We start from the raw sequence: 19,144 nt of genomic DNA, 5'->3' as shown, positions 1-19,144 counted from the left end.
GCGGCGCCGCGTGCGCGCCACGCCCCTACCACCCAGTGACCGGTAGCGGCGGCAGAAGGGGGCACGGCGATCGATGGCTGGCCGCAGGACAAGGACGCAGATCGACGGGCAGCTCAGTCTGGAATCGTTGTGGGCAGAGGCGGAAGGTGAACGCGATGAACAGGTACGGCCGGCTGGCGATGGAGCACTGGCAACAGGCCGATCCGGCGCACGTGGCGGCGCTGGCGGACCCGACGACGTTCTTCTCCGCTCTGGGGGATCAGGTGGAGGAACGCGTGCAGGCGCTGCAGGAGCATCTGGCCGGGCCGGACTCCCCGGGCGAGACGTACCTGGAGAAGGTCGGCCGTCTGAACGCGGCGCGGCTGCAAGCCGAGGAGATGGCGCTGGCCGAGATGGTCTGGGTGCAACCCCCGACAGCGCCGGACCCGCCGAGCGCGACCGACGAGTACCTCTGGGTGATCCATCGAGCGTTGAACGAGGACGAGGACCGGCCGGGCACGTAGGCCGGTTCCGGCCGACCCGTCAGGACGACCTCGCCCCCTCGGGCGCCCGCTCGCGGGTCCGGGCGAACCTCGACGCGATCGCCCTGCTGCAGCGACTCCAGCGCGAGGATCGAGCTGCGACCGACGACGACCTGCGGGTGCTCGCGCGCTGGTCGAGCTGGGGTGCTGTGGCGGCACTGTTCGACGAACAGGCCGACCAGTGGGAGACAGAGCGCCGGCATCTCCAGGCTGTGCTGGACGAGTCGGCATACGCGGCGGCGCGCCGCACGACGATCAACGCCCACTACACCGACCCCGCCTACGTCCAGCCGATGTGGGACCTGCTGAACCGGCTGGGCTTCACCGAAGGCGACGTGCTCGAGCCCGGCTGCGGCGCGGGCACCTTCATCGGCCTGGCGCCACCTGGCGCACGGATGACCGGGATCGAGCTGGACCCCACCAGCGCCGCCGTCGCCGCCACCCTCTACCCGGCCGCGACCGTGAGGACCGAGTCGTTCGCCGACACTCGATTCCCGGCCGGCCACTTCGACGCCGCCATCGGCAACGTCCCGTTCGGCGACATCCGGCTGCACGACCCCCGCCACAACACCGGCCGGAACACCCTGCACAACCACTTCATCATCAAGGCGCTCGGCCTGACCCGCCCCGGCGGCCTGGTCGCCGTACTGACCAGCCACTTCACCCTGGACGCGCAGAACCCGGCCGCGCGGCGGGAGATGAACGCACTGGCGGACCTGGTCGCCGCGGTCCGGCTGCCGACCGGCGCGCACCGCCGCGCCGCTGGCAGCGACGTGGTCACGGACCTGCTGCTGCTCCGGCGCCGTGACCCGCAGACGCCGCCACGGTCGACCCTGTGGGAGACCGTCACCGACCGCGTCATCGACGGCGAGAGCATCCGCCTGAACGCCTACTTCGACCGTCACCCGGAGCACATCCTCGGCGAGCTCGCCGTCGGACCCGGCATGTACAGCGCCACGACCCTGCATGTGCGGGCCGACCCGGCAAGCGCGCCGACCAGGTTCGCGACCGTGCTCGACGGCGTCGTCGACGCCGCGCGCCGCGACGGCATGACCATGACCCCGCGTGCCGCCTCCCCGCGCGAGGTTCGGAAAGTAGCGCGCGCTCCGGAAGGGCTGTGGGACGGGCACCTGATCGCAGCCGACGACACGTTCATGGTGGCGACCGGCGGCATGCTGGAGGACTGCCCGGTCCCTGCGACCCAGCGGCGCGAGCTGAGGTCGCTGCTCGGGCTGCGCGACGCCGCACGGGCGCTGCTGAGCGCCGAGGCCGCCGACCTCGACGACACCCCGCAGATCCGACAGTTGCGCACCGATCTCGCCGATCAGTACCGCGACCACGTGCGCCGGTTCGGGCCGATCAACCGGTTCACCACCCGCGCCACCGGCCGTGTCGATCCCGAGACGAGCGATCCGCGGATGTCGCGGGTCGCGCCACCGGTGATGCGGATCTTCCGCAGCGACCCGTTCGCCGCCCTGGTGAGAGGTCTGGAGGTCTTCGACGAGACCACCCAGACCGCCAACCCGGCCATGATCATGACGCATCGAGTCGTCGTGCCGCGATCACCGGCGCTGGGCGCGGACACGCCGGAGGAAGCGCTCGCGATGGTGCTGGACTCCCACGGACGCGTGGACCTGGCCCAGGTCGCCCGGCTGCTCGGTGTCGGCGCGGACGACGCCCGCGCTCAACTGGGGGAGCTGGTCTACGACGATCCACCGTCGGGGCAGCTGGTCACGGCCGCGGAGTACCTGTCCGGGAACGTCCGCCAGAAGCTCACCGCCGCCGTTCAGGCCGTCGAGGCCGAACCGGACCGATACAAGGTCAACGTCGCGGCACTGCAGGGCGTCCAGCCGCCCGACCTCGGGCCGGCCGACATCGAGGCCCGCCTGGGCGCGGCCTGGATCGACGCGGCCACCCATGCCCGGTTCCTGACCGAGCTGCTGCGCGACGACACCATCCAGGTCGAGCATCCCGGCGGGGCGATCTGGGAGGTGCGCGGCGTCAGGTCGTCGGTCGCCGCCGGTGAGGAATGGGGGACGGCGCGGATGCCGGCGCCGGCGATCGTGAAAGCGATCCTGGAACAGCGCCCGGTCCAGGTCACCGACGAACTCGACGACGGGCGCCGCGTCCTGAACCCGACCGAGACGGCGGCCGCGCAGGAGAAAGCCAACCTGATCCAGGAACGCTTCGCCGACTGGGTGTGGGAGGACCCCGAGCGCGCTCAGGTGCTCTTGCGGGAGTACAACGACCGGTTCAACGCGATCGTGCTGCGCGACTACAGCGCCGAGGGACGGCACCTGACCCTGCCCGGCCTCGCGCGCACATTCACCCCCCGCGACCACCAGCGCGCCGCCGTGGCCCGGATGATCAACGAACCAGCCGTCGGGCTGTTCCACGAGGTCGGCGCCGGCAAGACCGCCGAGATGGTCATCGGCGCGATGGAGCTGCGGCGCCTGCGCATGGTGACCAAACCCTGCGTCGTCGTGCCCAACCACATGCTCGAACAGTTCACCCGCGAATGGCTCCAGCTCTACCCGACCGCCCGCGTCCTCGCCGCATCCAGCGACGACCTGCGCGGCGAACAGCGACGAGTGTTCGTCGCCCGCTGCGCCACCAACAACTGGGACGCCGTCGTCATGACCCGCGGCGCGTTCGAACGGATCCCCATCTCACCCGCCATCGAGTCCGCCTACCAGGACCGCGAGTTGGGCAGGCTGCGCGAGATGCTGGCGAACTCACGCGCCGGGCAGAAGCTGAGCGTCAAACGTCTCGAGCGGGCCCTCCTCGCCGCCCAGGAACAGCTCAAGAAGCGCCTGGACGCGCCCCGCGACCCGGGCGTCACCTTCGAGCAGACCGGCATCGATTACCTCGTCGTCGACGAACTGCACGACTACAAGAACCTGCGCACCGTCTCCAACATCCGAGACGCCGCCATCGACGGCAGCCGCCGCGCCAGCGACCTGCACATGAAGATCGAGTACCTGCGCGGCCGGCACGGCGACCGCGTCGTCACCGGCGCCACCGCCACCCCGATCGCCAACTCCGTCACCGAAGCGCACGTCATGCAGCGCTACCTGCGCCCGGACCTACTCGCCGAGGCTGGCGTGGAGGACTTCGACGCGTGGGCGGCCACCTTCGGGCAGACCGTCACCGGGATCGAGATGGCCCCGGCCGGCGGCTACCGCCTGCAGACCCGGTTCGCGCGGTTCCAGAACGTCCCGGAGATGCTGCGCATGTGGCACGTCTTCGCCGACGTGAAGACCGGCGACGACCTCAACCTCCCCACCCCCGACCTCGCGCCGCGCGACGACGGCCAACGCGCCCCGGTCACCGTCGTGGTGCCGGCTCCGGCCGACCTCACCGCCTACGTTGCGCACCTCGGTGAGCGCGCCGAACGGGTCCGCAGCGGCCGGGTCGACGCTCGCGAAGACAACATGCTGAAGATCAGCACCGACGGCCGCAAGGCAGCCCTGGACATGCGCCTGGTCGGCGCCCGTCGGCCGCTCGACGAGCCGACGAAACTCGACATCGTCGCCGACAACGTCGCGCGCATCTGGGCCGACCACCGCGGCGCCCGCTACCTGATCCCCGGAACAGGGGAGCACTCCCCGCTCACCGGCGCCATGCAGATCGTGTTCTGCGACCTCGGCACCCCACGGGAGGCATGGAACGCCTACGACGAACTCCGCGACCTGCTGACCGGTCGTGGCATCCCGCACGAGCAGGTCCGCTACATCCACGACGCGCCCAGCGACGCCGAGAAGGCCCGGCTGTTCGCCGCCGCCCGCGCCGGGCAGATCGCCGTCCTGCTGGGATCCACCTCGAAGATGGGCGTGGGCACCAACGTCCAGACCCGCGCCGTCGCTCTCCACCACGTCGACTGCCCCTGGCGGCCCGCCGACCTCGCCCAACGCGACGGGCGGATCATGAGGCAGGGCAACCAGAACCCCGAGATCCAGATCTACCGCTACGTGGTCGAGGGCTCGTTCGACGGCTACCTCTGGCAGACCGTCGAGCGCAAGGCGACGTTCATCGCCCAGATCATGCGCAGCCGCCTCGACCTGCGGTCCATCGACGACGTCGGCGACACCGCCCTGTCCTTCGCCGAAGTCAAGGCACTCGCCGCCGGCGACCCGCTCATCCTGGAACGCGCCAACGCCCACGCCGACCTCACCCGGCTGGAACGGCTGCGCCGAGCGCACCTGCGCCAGATCGACAACCTGCGACAACGCAGCGCGTTCCATGCCGCCCAGATCGACGACCTCGACCGAGAGCGCGACCAGCTCGAGGCGGCCCACACCCGCACCATCCCCCTCGGTGAGAACTTCACCATGACCATCGACGGCGTCCGCGCCACCAAACGCGCCGACGCCGCAGCCGCCGTCGCCCAGTGGGCGACACAGCACGTACTCACCAACTCCCATCGCGCCGCCGACCTCGGTGTCATGGGCGAGATCGCCGGCCACACCATCGACGCCACCTACCAGCCAGCAATCGGCAGCCTCGGTCGGCGCGCCCAGATCCGCCTCACTCTGCGCGACGTGCCCCGCAGCGGGGCAAAGGTGTCCGTCGAGAGCATCACCGACCCCCACGGCATCGGTGTCATCCGAGTCCTGGAGAACCGAGTCGCCGCGATCCAGACCGACATCGCCGAAACCGAACGGCTCCGCGCGGACGCGGTCAGTGAGCTGCACGCCGCGGAAACCGCGCTCGGTGCCCCCTTCAAACACGAACTGGCCCTCACCGAGGCGCGAACGGCGCTCGAGCGCATCGAGACCGCCATGTCGGAGCAAGCAGCCAACCACTCGGACCAGGAACCCACGGCTGCACCGCAGCCCGCGATCACCCCCATCACACGGCCACCGGCGCCGTCACATCACCCGCCCATGCATCCGCCCGGGATGGCTCCGAGATGACCGCGCTACGGCACGGTCTTCTGGGGAACTCACTTCGGGGGCGGGGCGTCATCAAGGCTGGCTGCGAGGGCAGACCCGTTGACGGGCAGTCCGTCCGCTGCCACGATCACTTTCATCCTCAGGCACCCGGGGTGCTTGCGCCGGGCCAATCAGAGCAGGCGAAGGCCGGTGCCCGTCATCCCCCGTCGGCGAGCACCGGCCTGCGTCGCGCCCGTCTGAGTTCTGTCCGGGGTAGCTGCTAGCTCGTCGACTCTTCGCCTTCGGTGCCGTCCAAGGGTTCGAGCAGGGGCGCTGGATCTTCAACCACGTACGTGCCCTTGTAGCGGAACGTCACGATCAGGCCACGCTCACGTAGGACATCCAGCGCCCGCACGATCGTGTTGGTGGAGACGCGATACTCGGCGGCCATGTCCCGCTGGCTCGGCAATCGCGCGCCGGCCGACAACCGGCCGTCCGCGATCTTCGCCGTCAGATGATCAGCCAGGTGAACGAGCTTGTAGCCCGGGCGATCCTCATCCGGATCGAACTCATCGGCGACGGTCACAGATGCTGAATCTATGCACCCCTGAGCAGGGCAGATTACACGGGAGCAGTCGAGTGCAGGCCACTGCACACGAGTGCAGAGGTGGTCAGTTGTCCTACCCTTGTGCGACCTTTGAGTTTTGTAGCTAGGTAATTCGAGGCCCTTCCCCGGGGATCGGAGATCCAGATGGTGCCCGACTCGCAACTGGCCGCGTTCTACATCCCGGCCTTCCCACCGGCACGGCCGGCGCCCGTCATGCAGATCCGTACGCCGGGCGGCGAGCTGGTCGACCTCGCGGCGGGTGGGAGAGCCGACGTGGCCGGGCCGCGCGGCTGGGACGCGCAGCTGCGGACGATGGGCTACGCCCGGAGTTCGCGTTGGACCTCGGTCGACGACCTTGAGCTCGGCGGCGGCCCCGTGCACATGTGCCAGGCCGTCCGTGCCGCCCAGACGGGCCCGTCCGGTCGTCCCGCCGACCACCTGGGTAACGGGCTGCTGCCCTCGTGCACCAGCTTCACGCTGCTCACCGACGAGCAGGCCGCCAAGCTCGGCCGCTCCAAGTTCGGTCTCCACGCCGGCGACGTCGTCGAGTGCGAGTACATCGCCCACCACCGCCTACCGCACACCGGGCTTGGCCAGGCCGATCCGCGAGACGTCGACGCCGGCGTCGACGAGAGCCAGCTGCGGTGGTGGTGGTTGATGTGGCACGGCCAAGAAGCCGTGCTCACCCCGGGCCTGCTCTGCGGCGTTGAGGGTCCTGTCCCGGGCAACGGGCAAGTGATCGACCCCTGCGCCCTTCCTTGGGGCCACGAGGCCAAGTCGCCCCACAGCTGGCAGCTCGAGGCATTCGCGCCCGGCGGCGCCTCCAGGCACTCGTTCCGGCCCCGCCGGCGGGGCGACATCGCGCCGCGCCGACCCGGTCAGGACTGACCCCGGCCTGACGAGCGCAAGATCCCGATCGTCGAGTGCCGGGCCGCTGCGTGCCCGGCTGACCCTCCACCCTCACGAAGGAGCGCCACCGACATGGACGACGTCGACTCCCGGGCCGTCGCTGCGATCCGTGGTCGCCTGCGGGCGCTGCGTCAGCGTCGGCGGCTCACCCTGGCCCAGGTCCAGGCCGCCCTCGACGGCCGGTTCACCATCAGCTCCATCGGCGCGTGGGAGCGTGGAGACCGGGTCCCGTCGCTCGACACGATCGTCACGCTCGCCCGGTTCTACGGGGTCACCGTCGGCTATATGGTCGCGGGTGAAGGTGATGGCCCAGTTGTGCGTGCCGCTTCGGCGGAGATCCGCTCTGCCGCCGTAGGGCTGTTGATCGCCGCACGACTGCATCCCGACCTCGACCCATCCGCCCGCGCTGCGCTGACGACCGCCCTGCGCGCCGGCGTCGCGCTCTCCGACCTCGCCCTCGACACCGGCCGACCCGGCTTGGAGCTCGCGCGCCTCATCGAAGACCCCCAGCTGCGGCTCCGAGCCCTGCACGACCACCTGGACGACGTACGCGACTACATCGCGCGCCTCCGCGTGGCCGTCAAGGCGGTCACCCCGGCCTCTACGCTGCCGACCCCGCGGCGAATGGGGCACCGGCTCGCAGGCCAATGACAGCACCGGGCGGCGCCGCTGCCCGCGATGAAGCCGTGGGCGTTCACCTGACGCAGCGTCCACTGCTGCTGCCCAGCTGACGCTGCCGCACGGCCAGGCACCGCCGCGTGGGAACTGGCAGCCTCAGCAATTCAGTCGCCTAGGGCTGAGCCCGTGCACATCAGCGGCGAAGTGCGATAGCGGGCCGCCAGATGAGTGCGCGTCCCGCCGGGGTTCATCGGCAACGTCGCCTGGCGGAGAGCCGACGGCCGATCGCGCGGCACCGGGCAGCTTCACCAGCTGCCCTCGCTACGCCTGCACCGGTCGCTGCCACAGCTCCGGGGTCCGTGCGGATCCAAGACTTCTCGCCGACGGCGATTGGTAGGTGATCTCCAACCGGCCTTGGCGCGGAGCGGTGCGCGGCGTTTCCGGACCCGTGCGTCTGTGACCTGTAGCCGCAGGTCCGTTGATGACGGTGAAGGAGCTGGGGTGCGGGGACTTCTGGGCACGATTGTGGGGGCGGGGACCAATCCTGGGATCACGCCGAACACGGACGGGCTTCCGGGCCTGGAGCAGGTCCGGCGCGTTGTCGGTGCTCTGTCGACGTGGGGTCTGGTGGCCTGTGTGGCGGCGGTCCTGATCGGTGGGGCGTTGATGGCGTTCGGTCGGATGGGCGGCCGGACCGGGATGAGCGACGGCGGCAAGTCGACGCTTCTGATGGCGGTGGCCGGTGCTGCGATCATCGGCGCCGCGAACGCGCTGGTGGCGTTCTTCGCCGCCATCGGCGCCGAGGTCTGACCTTCGTGGTCGTCGAGCAACCGCAGGGCCGATCAGTGCTGTTCGCCCCGCGGCCGCGGCGCGGGATCATCATCGGGCTGCTGCCGGGCCAGTTGGTGGTGCTGGCGGTAGGCCTGCTGGTGGCGATTCCGGCCGTGTACACCGGGGGAGTCGCGCGGTTGGCGGCGACGGCACCGCTCTGGGGCGCGATGGTGGCGGCCGCGTTCGTGACCGTCGCGGGCCGCACGCTGGTGTCGTGGGCGCCGACGGTCGCTCATCACGCGTGGCGGGCGGTCGCTGGGCAGCTTTCCTACCGGGTCCGGGTGCCTCGGCCGCCGGAGGCGGGACGGCTGGCCCTGCCGGGCGAGGCCGCGGGGCTGCGTCTGCATGTGCATCCGGGCATGACGGCTGCGATGGTCCACGATCCACGCGCCCGCACGCTCACGGCGGCGCTTCGGGTGCGCTCGGCGGGCACGTTCGTGTTGGCCGACCCGCGTGAGCAGGAACGCCGTGCCGATACCTGGGGCGCCCTGTTGTCCGGCTACTGCACCGGTGGCCGGCTGATCAGCCGCATTCAGGTTTTGGAACGCACGATGCCCGAGTCCGGGATCTCCGCCGACGCGTTCTGGCGCGCGCACGGGGTGGACGACGGCGGCTGGGCCGCGCAGTCCTACCGTGAGGTGTTGGCGACGGCCGCGCCGACATCGGAGCGTCACGAGACCCTGGTTGCGCTCAGTCTCGACCTTCGCGCGGCCGCCCATCAGGTCCGCGCGGCCGGCGGTGGCGTCGGCGGCGCCGCCGAGGTACTCGCGCAGCAGCTCACCCTGCTCGGGCGGCGGCTGCCGAGCCTGGACCTGGCCCATGACGGCTGGGTGACGGCACCGGACCTGGCGCTGCTGTTGCGCGGCGCCTACGACCCGACCGGTCTCGCAACGCTCGTGCGTTCGAAAGTCGGCCGTACTCCCGGGTCGGCCGGGCCGATGGCCGTCGACGAGGGCTGGGCCACGTTTCGGGCCGACGGGAGCTGGCACTGCGTGTTGTGGGTGGCCGAGTGGCCGAGGGTCGCGGTGCCCGTCGACGTGCTCTGGCCGCTGCTGCTCACCTCCGGTGTGCACCGCACCGTGTCGGTCACCTTCGAACCGATCCCGCACGACCGGGCCTTGCGGGCGGTCCGGCAGGAGCGAGTGGAGCACGAGTCCGACGCGCGGCAACGGGCCCGTTCGGACGTGCTCACCACCGAGACCCAACGCAGGGAGGCCGTCGACGCAGTGCGCCGTGAGCGAGAGCTCGTCGCCGGTGCCGGCGACATGCGCTACGTCGGCCTGGTCACGGTGTCCGCGCCGGACCGGCAAGCGCTGGACGTGGCGGTCGAACAGGTCAGGACCGCCGCCGCCGAGGCGCACTGCGAGCTGCGGGTCCTGTACGGGCAGCAGACCCAGGCGTTCACCGCCGCCGCGCTCCCACTGGCCCGGGGCATGCAGTGACCAGGCCGAGCCCCCTGCTCGTCCCGGCGGGCGAGACCCGAGCCCAGCGGCGCGCCAGGATCGACGCCCAACGTGGTATCCGCCGCGCCGCCGTCCAGGCGCGCCGCGAGGAGGCCCGCCGCGTCGCGGCCGCCGACCGGGCCGCCGCGCCCGGCCGCGACATCCCGAGCGGGGGCGAGCACCGGCCGGGGGCGTTGCGCACCTGGCGCCGGCTGCGGCTGCCGGCCCATCGGGCGACCACCGCCACGCTGGCCGCGGCGTACCTGTTCCAGGCCGAGGGCGGCCTGGCCCTGCCCGGCATGGTGATCGGGCACGACGCCTACACCCGCGCAGCGTTCTGCTTCGACCCGTGGGTCCTCTACGCCGCGGGCGTGCTCACCAACCCCAACGTCCTGATCGCCGGGGAGATCGGATCGGGCAAGTCGGCGCTGGCGAAGACCCTCCTCGGCAGGGGGCGCGCCTTCGGTCACCGCGCCTACGTCCCCGGCGACGTAAAGGGCGAGTGGACGCCGATCGCCGCCGCGCTCGGCGGCGCCACGATCAGCCTCGGCGCCGGCAGACCGACCAGGCTCAACCCACTCGACGCCGGTCGCCGGCCCCAGGACGTCGGCGACCCGGAATGGGACGTCGAGGTGCGGTCGCGGCGGCTCGAACTGCTGCGCAGCCTGATCGAGCAACTCGGCGGCCAGCCGATCAACCCCACCGAGCGGACCGCCGTCGCGGCGGCCGTCGACGCCGCCGTCGCCGCCCACACGACACCCGTCCTCCCGCACGTCGTCGACCACCTGTTCGCCCCGGACCTAACTCGACCGCTCCCGGCCGGTTTCACCAGCCACGCCGAGCTGCGTGAGGCCGGGCGGCAGCCCGGCCATTTGCTGGCCACCCTCGTGTTCGGCGAGCTCGCCGGCCTGGTCGACGCACCATCCACGGTGCGGTTCGACCCGTCGCTGCCGATCCTCACGATCGACATCTCCGCGCTCGGCGAGACCAACCCGGCGCTGCCACTGGTGATGGCGTGCACGTCGGCATGGACCGAGGCAGCGCTGCGCGACCCCTCCGACGGCCAGCGGTTCATCGTCTACGACGAGGCGTGGCGGATCCTGCGCGAACTCGCCCTGGCCCGGCGCATGCAGACGCAGTGGAAGCTCTCCCGGGCCTGGGGGCTGTCCAACGTCGCCGTCGTGCACCGCCTCAGCGATTTCGCCGCCGTCGGCGACGCGGGATCGGAGCTACGCGCGCTGTCAGAGGGCCTCGTCGCCGACACCGCCACCCGGATCGTCTATCGGCAGCGCGCCGACCAAGTCGCGGCGACGGCCGTTGCGCTCGGCCTCACCGGCCCCGAACGGGCCCTGCTCAGTGCGCTGGCGAAGGGCACCGGTCTGTGGCGGATCGGGGAGCGCAGCGGCCAGATCGTCGCGCACACCCTCGCTCCCGCCGAGTTGGCGGTGGTCGACACCGACCACCGCATGTCGAGAAACCCGGACAGGTTCGCGGTCCCTAGTGTTGCCGATGGCTAGGCCGCCCGAACCGCGCAGCGGGGACCTGTTCACCGATCTCGCGTTGACCGTCCTGCTGGCCGTCCTCACCGCTCTGGCGGCGAGCACCGGCCTCGTCTGGGCCGGGACCGCTGCGGCCGCCCGGCTCACCAGTCATCCGGTGCCGGACTACTCCGCCTCCGCCGCGGTCGCCGCCATCCAGGCGCCCGGACAACTCGAGCAGGCCTGGCAGACCCGGCTACCCGCGCCCGAGCTTGTCTGGTCGATCACCGGCCTGCTCACCCTCAGCACGGCCGCGGCGGCCGTGACCGCGGTCTGGGCATGGCGCCGAACCGTCGGTTCGACGAACGGCCGCGCGCGGACCCTCGAGGCGATGCCGGGCGTCGCAACTGCCCGCCAGGTCCGCTCTGTCGCAGGCGCCCGCACCGTCCGCGCGCACGGGCAACGACTGCGTCCTTCCCTACGCGCGCCGCAGCCGCGAGACATCGGGTTCTGCCTGGGCCGATCCCATCGGACCCCGGTTTGGATCACCGTCGAGGACTCCGTCCTCATCATCGGGCCCTCTCGATCCGGCAAAGGCCTGCACCTGGTGATCCCCGGTGTCCTGGACGCGCCCGGCGCCGTCGTGTCCACCTCCACCCGCACCGACGTCCTCGCAGCCACCCTGACCGCGCGCGAGCGGATCGGGCCGGTCGCCGTGTTCGATCCCCAACACCTCGCGCACGGCATCGACGCCGGCATGCGGTGGAACCCGGTCCGCGGCTGCGAGGACCCGCAGACCGCGATGATCCGCGCCCGCGGCCTCGCCGCAGGTTCCAACATCGGCAAGGGGGTCGAGAACGCGGACTTCTGGGCCGGCCAGACCGAAGCGGTCATCCGCACTCTGCTCCACTCGGCCGCCCTGGACGACCTCGGCGCGCGCGACCTCTACCGATGGTCGCTCGACCCCCTCGCAGCGATGCAAGCCCACCGCATCCTCACCGCTCACAATGACGCAGCCGACGGGTGGGCCGAGACGCTGGAGGCCGCCGCCACCGCCGACACCCGCACCAGGGACTCCATCTGGCTCGGCGTCCGGCAGGCGTTCGCCGGCCTCGCCGACCCGCGCGTCCTCGCTGCCCTCACCCCGCGATCCGGGGATGCCGAATTCGACCCGAGCACCTTCATCCGCGACCGCGGCGCCCTCTACCTGCTCGGCACCGCCGCGGGCGCCGGCGGCGTCGGCACACTCGTCGCCGCGCTCATCGAGGACCTCCTCGAGACCGCACGTCAGCAGGCCGCCGCATCCCCCGGTGCGCGACTCGATCCGCCCCTGGCCCTGGTCCTCGACGAGATCGCCAACCTCGCCCCGCTGCCGTCGCTGCCCACCCTGGTCTCCGAAGGCGGCGGCAGCGGGATCGCCACCACGGTCGTGCTGCAGACGATGGCCCAGGCCCGTCACGCCTTCGGCGAGCACACCGCCAGCACCATCTGGGACGCCTCGGTCGTCAAGATCCTCCCCGGTGGAGCGGCCAGCGCCGCCGACCTGCGCGACATCTCAGCCCTCATCGGTGACCGCGATGACGAAACCGTTGCGATCACTCGCGGCCGCGACGGCGACACCACCCGCCAGACCTCCTACCGGCGCATCCCCATCCTCGACCCCGGCCAGCTCCGGACTCTCCGATTCGGTCAGGCCGTCGTCCTGCTGCGCTCCGCCGCACCCATCGCCTTGACCATGCGGCCCTGGACCCGCCGCCCGGACGCGCCGCGGCTGCGAGCCGACAAGGCCGCCATCGAGTCCAGCATCCGCGCACACGCCGCGCCGACCACCCCCGGCAGCGGTACCCGCGACAGCGCGACACCGCCGTCCCGAGACCGGTCACACCACCACCTACGAGTGAGGAGCCCCATCCATGAGCGACGCCACCGAAGCCACCATGCGGAAGATCCGAGCACTGCTCAGCCAAGCCGAGAACGCCGCCGCCACCGAGGACGAGGCGCGGACCTTCAGAGACAAGGCGTTCACGCTGATGGCCACCTACGGCATCGAGCAGGCGATGCTCAGCGCCGATCATCCGGATCGTGACCATCCCCAAGGCCGCACCTTCGAGGTGCGCCCGCCTTGGGCCGCGGAAAACTCCGAACTGCTTGGCCGTATCGCGTACAACCTCCGCTGCCGCGCAGCCCGGCTGGAGTTCCCTGGGCGGCGTCATCCCGTGACGGTGCGCGTCCACGGATTCGCCAGCGACCTGGAGCGCGTCGACATCCTGTACACGTCACTGCTGGTGCAGATGCACGGCGCGCTGCTCACCGAGACGGTGCCACCCGGGGTCAACGCTCGCGCATGGCGGCGCTCCTGGCTGCTCGGATTCACCGCCGAAGTCACCGAGCGCATTATGTACGCCGAGGCCGCGGCGCGACAAGACGCCTCGGCAACGACCGGCAGCGGAAAGGGAACCGACCTCGTCCTCGCCGATCGTGAAGCCCGAGTCCTACAGATGCAGGCCCAGGAGTTCCCGAACCTCCTCAAGGAGCGACCGGTCACCTACACCGGCAGCGGCTTCACCGATGGCCGCCTCGCTGGCGCTCGCGCCGACATCGGACGGTCACGTATCACGGACGAGGGCCGCGACGGCATCGAACACTGAGACGTCCCAGCGGCGAGGCCGGCCGCGCCAGCAGACCCAGCGGCACGAGCATCCCGGCGGAGCAATCACGGTCCCCTGTTCACTGAAGCGGCCGTACAGTGCACCACCAGCCGTCCGGTGGCGATTCGTGCCACCCGCCCACCCGGATGTACCCGAGCTCGCGCAGGTGGACGTCGGCGGTCTCGGGCTGCGGCGAGCCGTAGGGCAGCGGCCGCTGCGCCAAGCTCTTGGTGTCGTCGGTGACCATGACGACGTGCAGCAGCGACGCCTTCGGTAGCCAGATGAGGGCGGTCAGACTCACGGCTTCGCTGCCCGACGGGTGAGGCTGCGCCGCCACCGCTCGGCCCAGCCGGCCCACCCGCACGGCCAGTGGGCCCGGCAGTCCGCGCACCTGGTGCGGCGATGCGGCAACCAACGACCCGCCGGCACGTGCACGGCGCGCAGCCCGGCGGCGTAGGCATCGATGTCTTCCGGGGACCAGTCGACCCGCCCGTGTCCCTGCACACGGGCGGTGAAGCCACTCATGAGATGTCTCCGTTGGCCGAGCGTGGCTGGAGAACGGCGGGCCGCCGAGACCGGGGCCATGAACACCGGCGGCCTGCCTGGGATGACGGTTCCGTTGACCGAGCACCAGGCGGTAGAGCGTCGAGAGCAGCGGGTTGCGTTCGCCGCGCTCCAACGAGGCCAGCTAGGCGGCGTGGTGTCCGGCTCGCTGCGCGACGTCCTGGTGACCGGCGTCCGGCCTTGGTGGGTGCGGCGGCTCATGTGGAGTTCTGGTTCGACTGCATCAGGTGGCCGGTTCGACGCTGCAGCGCCACCAGTCGCCGGACGGTGTCCAGTCGTCGAGGCGTTGGTAGCCAAGGCCCTGCAGCTCTTGATCGGCCGCATCCGGCAACGGGGCACCGTAGGGCAGAGGCCGATGCGCGAGTTGCTCGCCGCCGTCGGCGACGATGAGGGTGCGCAGCAAGGTCCTGGTCCGCGTCGAGGGCAGGATGTAGGCGGTCAGACTCGTGATCGACGCCGCACCAGCGGACGGCTGGCTCTCATCTGGCATGAGCATTCCTCGACCACACCCTCGGGAGGCCCTGCGGTTGGTCGGCCCGGTGGTACGGAAGACCCTGCTCGTTCCGCACCACCGGAACCGGCGGCCGATGCAAGTGGGCGGCCACGCCACAGGACCGTAAGAAGCGGCCATGCCGAACCGGAAGCAAGTTGCCCAGCTTTCCTGATGCGCTGGCCCACTCGGCTGACGTGAGCAAACTGGAGCAAACTTCTTCTCGGCCGCGCATCTTGCGGCCTAGGCTCGCGGCAAGCCCTTCGGATATGAAGGGCGACCATCGCCTATCCCCGGAGGCACCAAGATGCGACTGACCTACCTCGGCAAGACGTCGGACTCGGGCAAGAACGGCTGCCCGGCGCTGTACGCCACCGACCGCGGCACCTTCGTGGTCCAGGGCAAGATCGTCACCGACCCGGAGGCCATCGCCGATCTGCGCGACCTGGCCGACGACGAGTCCTACGTGGAGATCCCGGCCGACCTGCTGCGGCTGGCGGATCGAGCGCAGTGACCGAGCTCCTGGCCGGCGCCGGCTTCCGGCAGCTCTTCGATACCTACGAGCACACGGCGTTCCGTCTGGAGACGCGCGAGCGCTACGTCGAGGACGAGGAGCAGGAGCCGCTGCGCAAGTTCCTCGCCGGGGAGCCGGCCGATGACGCCTGGTTCGCCGACTGGGTCGAAGACATCCAGGCCGCGACCGCCGCCGGCAAGCGGGTCGAGCGGGTCCGGGTGGTCAGCGAGCCGCACAGCGACTACACGCGCTTCGGCCTGGACCTGGCCCGGCTCAACGTCGGCGCCGGCGAGGACATCCGCTACCTGCCGCGCAACCGGGCCGCGGAGTTGCAGCTGCCGGAGGAGGACTTCTGGCTGTTCGACTCCCGCATGCTGGCTGTTCTGCGGTTCGCCGAGGATGACCAGTTGCTCGGCGTTGAGGTCGTCGACGACCCTGTGGCAGTACTGCAGCGGTGCCAGTGGCGCGACGCGGCCTGGCACTACGCCATCAGCTGGCAGGACTACCGCGGCGGGAGTCCCGACCGCGCCTGATGTCCAGCTTCCAGCGCGAGCGGGAGGCCCTGGGGCAGCGTCTCCGCGAGATCCGCATAGCGGCCCGATTGACCGGGCGCGCCCTGGCCGACCGCGCGGGCTGGCATTCGAGCAAGATTTCCAAGATCGAGGCCGGCAAGCAGACCCCGTCGGAGCGTGACCTCGAGCTGTGGGCGCAGCACTGCGGCGCGGCCGGGCGGCTGCCCGACCTCGTCGCGGCGCTGCGCTCGCTGGAGAGCCACTACCAGGAGCACCGGCGGCAGTTCCAGGCCGGGATGGCCGGACACCAACGCGACTACGCCAGCATGGAAGCGAACACCGAGTTCATCCGCAACTTCGAGAGCTCGTGCGTCTCCGGGCTGGTGCAGACCCCGGACTACGCCCGCTTCCGGCTGGCCGAGGCGGTGACCTACAACGGCGCACCCGACGACCTGGACGGGGCCGTGGCCGCGCGGATGCAGCGACAGCACGTGCTCTACACCCCTGGCAAACGGTTCCACATCGTCATGACCGAGGCCGCGCTACGCTACCGGCTCTGCCCGCCCGACGTCATGGAAGGGCAGCTCGACCGGCTGGTGTCGGCGTCGACCATGCGCAGTGTGCGGCTGGGCGTCATCCCGTTCGATGCCAACTACCCGGTGATGCCGGTGCACGGGTTCTGGCTGTTCGACAAGCAGCTGGTGCGCGCCGAGACCTTCACCGCCGAGTTGCACATCACGGACTCCACGGAGCTGCAGGCCTACGCCCGCATCTTCAGCGAGCTGGCCGGCGCTGCCGCCTATGGTGCCGAGGCCAGGGCGTTGATCACGAGAGTGATGGCGGAGCCCTCCGTCACGGCTGACTGACGAGTGCGCCCGCATCACCGTTCAAGAGGCGCTGAGCAGCTCGCGGATCACCGGCAGATCTGCCTCGCGGTTGCGGCGAAGGCGCCCGCGCGAGTTGGCGTCGAGCTGCGCGGGCCGGATGACGACCAACCGCAGACCACGGGCTGGGATCAAGGCGTCACGCCGGGCGTCGTACAAGGGCTCGCTGTTTCCCGCGGTGCACCACCGCTCACGGTGAGCCGATGGGGCTTGTCGAAGAACGGTGTTGCTTCGTCGTGCTGGCGTTCGCGGTACTCGACCACCAGGCTGTGACCGGGCCAGAAGGAGTCGACGGGCAGTCGGACCTGGTGCCCGGTGACGCCAGGATCGCCGAGCAACCAGTCGAAGCGGTGGCCGCGTAGACCGTGCTCGCCCAACACGTCGTCACAGAGCTCGAGGACGTAGTGTTCATCGCTGGTGCCGCGCCCCATGGGCGGAGACTACGGCGATGGTCGGACAGTTCGGCCCCTCAGCGCAGCCGGCGCCGACAGACACGGCAGTCGGGCTGGATGGCGCGGGGCTCACGCTTGGCTGTTGCACGCACCGGCCCCTCGAAGACGGGCACGTACACGATGCGCACGGTGTGCGAGTCGCTGCACAGAGCAGGCCCGCGGCCGTCCAGCGACACCAGGCCGGGTCGGATGGCGTGGCGTGTGCCACGGTCCTCGGCGATCAAGGGACGGTCGATCGGGCGCAGCAGTTGGAGTTGTGGGCGGTCGCCGTCGATCCGGAGCTCGCCGAGCTGCTTGATCATTGTCTCGCCGTGGATGTGGTGACGCGCAAGGTGGTCGCAGGCCTGCCCGGCGATCTCTCCGGGCGGGAGATCATCTGCCAGCTGGAGACCGGGGCAGCGTTCCATGGGACAGCGAATGATGACCATAGCGGTGAGCATAGAACGCGTGTTCGAGTGAGCGGAAGTGGCTGAGGCCCTGGCATGGGTTGGTCGAGTGACGCCTAGCTGACCCCGTGCCCCACGTTCTGTGCGCGCCGCGTGCGTACCCGTGTTCTCAGCGGCGTAGAGGACACGAACGGAGGCGTCCAGGTGGGTAACAGCTTTCCGATGTCGGCGACGGGTCGCGTGATGCGCATCCCGGAGCAGGTCACCACGCGCTCCGGCGCGCCGATGGCGAAGTTCACGATCGCTGTTCAGGACTTCGCACGTCAGCCCGATGGCAGCTGGGTGCCGCGTCAGGTGGTAAACCACGACGTCGTCGCGTTCGGCATGGCGGCACAGGCGGTCGCTGCGCTGCGGCTGGAGGCGGGCGATCCGGTCATCGTGGTCGGTGATCTGGTCTTCAACGCCTATCAGACCCGCGATGGCGTCCGTGCATCGTGCGAGATCCGGGCCCGGGCGGTCGCGCTGGATGCCAGCGCCGACGGCGTCACGATCTCCCGGAACGCGGCGAAGTCCGTCGAGCATGCCAGTGCGACCGCCGGCGCGGTGCCACCGGCGGCTGCCAGCGGCGCACCTCCAGCGAAGTCGGCTGGTGAGGAGTTCCGACCCGCGCCGGTGCCGCCGCCACCGCCGTCGATCCCCGAAACCCCGGCGGCCCACCAGCCGGTCCCGCGGTGGCCGGACCCGGCGGCCGAGGCGTCCGGCGTCGGGCGGTAGCGGTGATGTTCTTCACCGGTGACTGGGAGCTGGAACCCGGTGGCCGCGGGTTCCTGACCGCGTTCGAGGCCGCCGGGCATGATCGCGCGTGGAACGGCTGGATGACACCGGTCGTCACGGGCTCGGTGCTGACCAGGCTGGCGTGGAGGCAGGCGCAGCTGCACCAGGAGGCCGTCGCGGGCGATGAGCCGGTGGACATGGAGCGGCTGGTGTTCCATGGCCAGCACCTCCTGGTCACCAGCACGGAGCCCGGGCGCGCCCCGACATGGGTCCACCCCGACCGGAACGGGCTGTATCACCTGTCCGCGCTGGCGTGGACGTTCGTGCAGGTGCATCCGAGCCGCGCCCTGCATCTGGTGCGAGCGGAGCTGGAACCGTGGAACGACCACGTCGGGGAACGACTCGTGCGGCATGTCGAGCGAGGCGAGCTGCCCTACTACTGGGCGACGCGGCTGCGCGACCGGTACAGGAGGACGACCAGGACGGTCCGGCAGGTGGACGCCGCACGACGGCGGCCACCCCCGGATCGCGGGCCGATCGGCCCGGGCGCATGACTCGCCAGGCAACGCCCAGTGCGCCGATCCTCCATGCCGCAGGCGCGCAGCGCAGGTCTCGCCGACCCGCCGCCGCCGACGACGCC

18 protein-coding genes and 1 pseudogene are annotated in these 19,144 nt (G+C 71.0%); 14 read left to right on the top strand and 5 right to left on the bottom strand.

The window, feature by feature from the left end:
- Positions 1–155 precede the first annotated feature (155 nt).
- On the top strand, positions 156–503 hold the full coding sequence (locus BLV05_RS36825; RefSeq protein WP_052762068.1) for a hypothetical protein: 348 nt from the start codon (positions 156–158) through the stop codon (positions 501–503).
- Positions 504–670: 167 nt separating this feature from the next.
- Entirely contained in the window at positions 671–5,437 is a 4,767-nt protein-coding gene (locus tag BLV05_RS02145) for a helicase-related protein (RefSeq protein ID WP_052762069.1), read from the top strand.
- Positions 5,438–5,675: 238 nt separating this feature from the next.
- On the opposite strand, the gene BLV05_RS02140 is transcribed toward BLV05_RS02145, so the two are convergent.
- Complete coding sequence (locus BLV05_RS02140) at positions 5,676–5,981, bottom strand: GntR family transcriptional regulator (protein ID WP_046766639.1); 306 nt, start codon at positions 5,979–5,981, stop codon at positions 5,676–5,678.
- Positions 5,982–6,146: 165 nt separating this feature from the next.
- On the opposite strand from BLV05_RS02140, the gene BLV05_RS02135 reads away from it, so the two are divergent.
- The 7 genes and pseudogenes from BLV05_RS02135 to BLV05_RS02110 form a co-directional block, all read left to right on the top strand.
- Positions 6,147–6,890, top strand: coding sequence for a hypothetical protein (locus tag BLV05_RS02135; RefSeq protein ID WP_046766640.1), 744 nt, complete (start codon positions 6,147–6,149; stop codon positions 6,888–6,890).
- A 93-nt stretch (positions 6,891–6,983) separates the two neighbouring features.
- Positions 6,984–7,562, top strand: coding sequence for a helix-turn-helix domain-containing protein (locus BLV05_RS02130; RefSeq protein WP_052762070.1), 579 nt, complete (start codon positions 6,984–6,986; stop codon positions 7,560–7,562).
- A gap of 468 nt (positions 7,563–8,030) precedes the next feature.
- The gene (locus tag BLV05_RS35410; protein WP_046766815.1) at positions 8,031–8,339 is read left to right on the top strand and encodes a DUF6112 family protein; all 309 of its coding nucleotides are present in this window, start codon (positions 8,031–8,033) and stop codon (positions 8,337–8,339) included.
- Positions 8,340–8,344: 5 nt separating this feature from the next.
- The gene (locus BLV05_RS02125) at positions 8,345–9,802 is read left to right on the top strand and encodes an SCO6880 family protein (protein WP_331245858.1); all 1,458 of its coding nucleotides are present in this window, start codon (positions 8,345–8,347) and stop codon (positions 9,800–9,802) included.
- Positions 9,799–11,319: a hypothetical protein gene (locus tag BLV05_RS02120; RefSeq protein WP_046766641.1), complete on the top strand. Its 1,521-nt coding sequence runs from the start codon at positions 9,799–9,801 to the stop codon at positions 11,317–11,319. The genes BLV05_RS02125 and BLV05_RS02120 overlap by 4 nt, the downstream gene beginning before the upstream one ends.
- Positions 11,320–11,602: 283 nt before the next feature.
- Positions 11,603–13,366: a type IV secretory system conjugative DNA transfer family protein gene (locus tag BLV05_RS02115; RefSeq protein WP_197683504.1), complete on the top strand. Its 1,764-nt coding sequence runs from the start codon at positions 11,603–11,605 to the stop codon at positions 13,364–13,366.
- Positions 13,272–13,928: pseudogene (locus tag BLV05_RS02110) on the top strand (DUF2786 domain-containing protein); the annotation flags it as partial. The gene BLV05_RS02115 and the pseudogene BLV05_RS02110, both read left to right, overlap by 95 nt.
- 79 nt (positions 13,929–14,007) lie before the next feature.
- On the opposite strand, the gene BLV05_RS02105 reads toward BLV05_RS02110, so the two are convergent.
- Positions 14,008–14,229: a hypothetical protein gene (locus tag BLV05_RS02105; RefSeq protein WP_152690549.1), complete on the bottom strand. Its 222-nt coding sequence runs from the start codon at positions 14,227–14,229 to the stop codon at positions 14,008–14,010.
- A 486-nt stretch (positions 14,230–14,715) separates the two neighbouring features.
- Positions 14,716–14,982 carry a hypothetical protein gene (locus tag BLV05_RS02100; protein ID WP_152690550.1) on the bottom strand — a complete coding sequence of 89 codons (267 nt, stop codon included), beginning with the start codon at positions 14,980–14,982 and terminating at the stop codon, positions 14,716–14,718.
- A 307-nt stretch (positions 14,983–15,289) separates the two neighbouring features.
- On the opposite strand from BLV05_RS02100, the gene BLV05_RS02095 reads away from it, so the two are divergent.
- The 3 genes from BLV05_RS02095 to BLV05_RS02085 are packed head-to-tail and all read left to right on the top strand — an operon-like array spanning position 15,290 to position 16,874.
- On the top strand, positions 15,290–15,496 hold the full coding sequence (locus tag BLV05_RS02095) for a hypothetical protein (RefSeq protein WP_046766645.1): 207 nt from the start codon (positions 15,290–15,292) through the stop codon (positions 15,494–15,496).
- Positions 15,493–16,029 carry a DUF6879 family protein gene (locus BLV05_RS02090; protein WP_046766646.1) on the top strand — a complete coding sequence of 179 codons (537 nt, stop codon included), beginning with the start codon at positions 15,493–15,495 and terminating at the stop codon, positions 16,027–16,029. The genes BLV05_RS02095 and BLV05_RS02090 overlap by 4 nt, the downstream gene beginning before the upstream one ends.
- Positions 16,029–16,874 carry a helix-turn-helix domain-containing protein gene (locus BLV05_RS02085; RefSeq protein ID WP_046766647.1) on the top strand — a complete coding sequence of 282 codons (846 nt, stop codon included), beginning with the start codon at positions 16,029–16,031 and terminating at the stop codon, positions 16,872–16,874. The genes BLV05_RS02090 and BLV05_RS02085 overlap by 1 nt, the downstream gene beginning before the upstream one ends.
- A gap of 149 nt (positions 16,875–17,023) precedes the next feature.
- On the opposite strand, the gene BLV05_RS02080 is transcribed toward BLV05_RS02085, so the two are convergent.
- Both BLV05_RS02080 and BLV05_RS02075 read right to left on the bottom strand, forming a co-directional pair.
- Entirely contained in the window at positions 17,024–17,323 is a 300-nt protein-coding gene (locus BLV05_RS02080; RefSeq protein ID WP_197683503.1) for a hypothetical protein, read from the bottom strand.
- Between the two features lie 38 nt (positions 17,324–17,361).
- On the bottom strand, positions 17,362–17,772 hold the full coding sequence (locus BLV05_RS02075) for a hypothetical protein (protein ID WP_152690551.1): 411 nt from the start codon (positions 17,770–17,772) through the stop codon (positions 17,362–17,364).
- A 180-nt stretch (positions 17,773–17,952) separates the two neighbouring features.
- Here BLV05_RS02075 and BLV05_RS02070 point away from each other — a divergent pair, with 180 nt between their 5' ends.
- Both BLV05_RS02070 and BLV05_RS02065 read left to right on the top strand, forming a co-directional pair.
- On the top strand, positions 17,953–18,504 hold the full coding sequence (locus BLV05_RS02070; RefSeq protein WP_082154898.1) for a single-stranded DNA-binding protein: 552 nt from the start codon (positions 17,953–17,955) through the stop codon (positions 18,502–18,504).
- Positions 18,505–18,509: 5 nt separating this feature from the next.
- Positions 18,510–19,058: a hypothetical protein gene (locus tag BLV05_RS02065; protein WP_152690553.1), complete on the top strand. Its 549-nt coding sequence runs from the start codon at positions 18,510–18,512 to the stop codon at positions 19,056–19,058.
- The last annotated feature ends 86 nt before the right edge of the window (positions 19,059–19,144 follow it).

Source organism: Jiangella alkaliphila (assembly GCF_900105925.1).
Lineage (GTDB): Bacteria > Actinomycetota > Actinomycetes > Jiangellales > Jiangellaceae > Jiangella > Jiangella alkaliphila.
The sequence above is the reverse complement of the archived record's forward strand: the minus strand, read 5'-3'. Positions and strand labels throughout refer to the sequence as shown.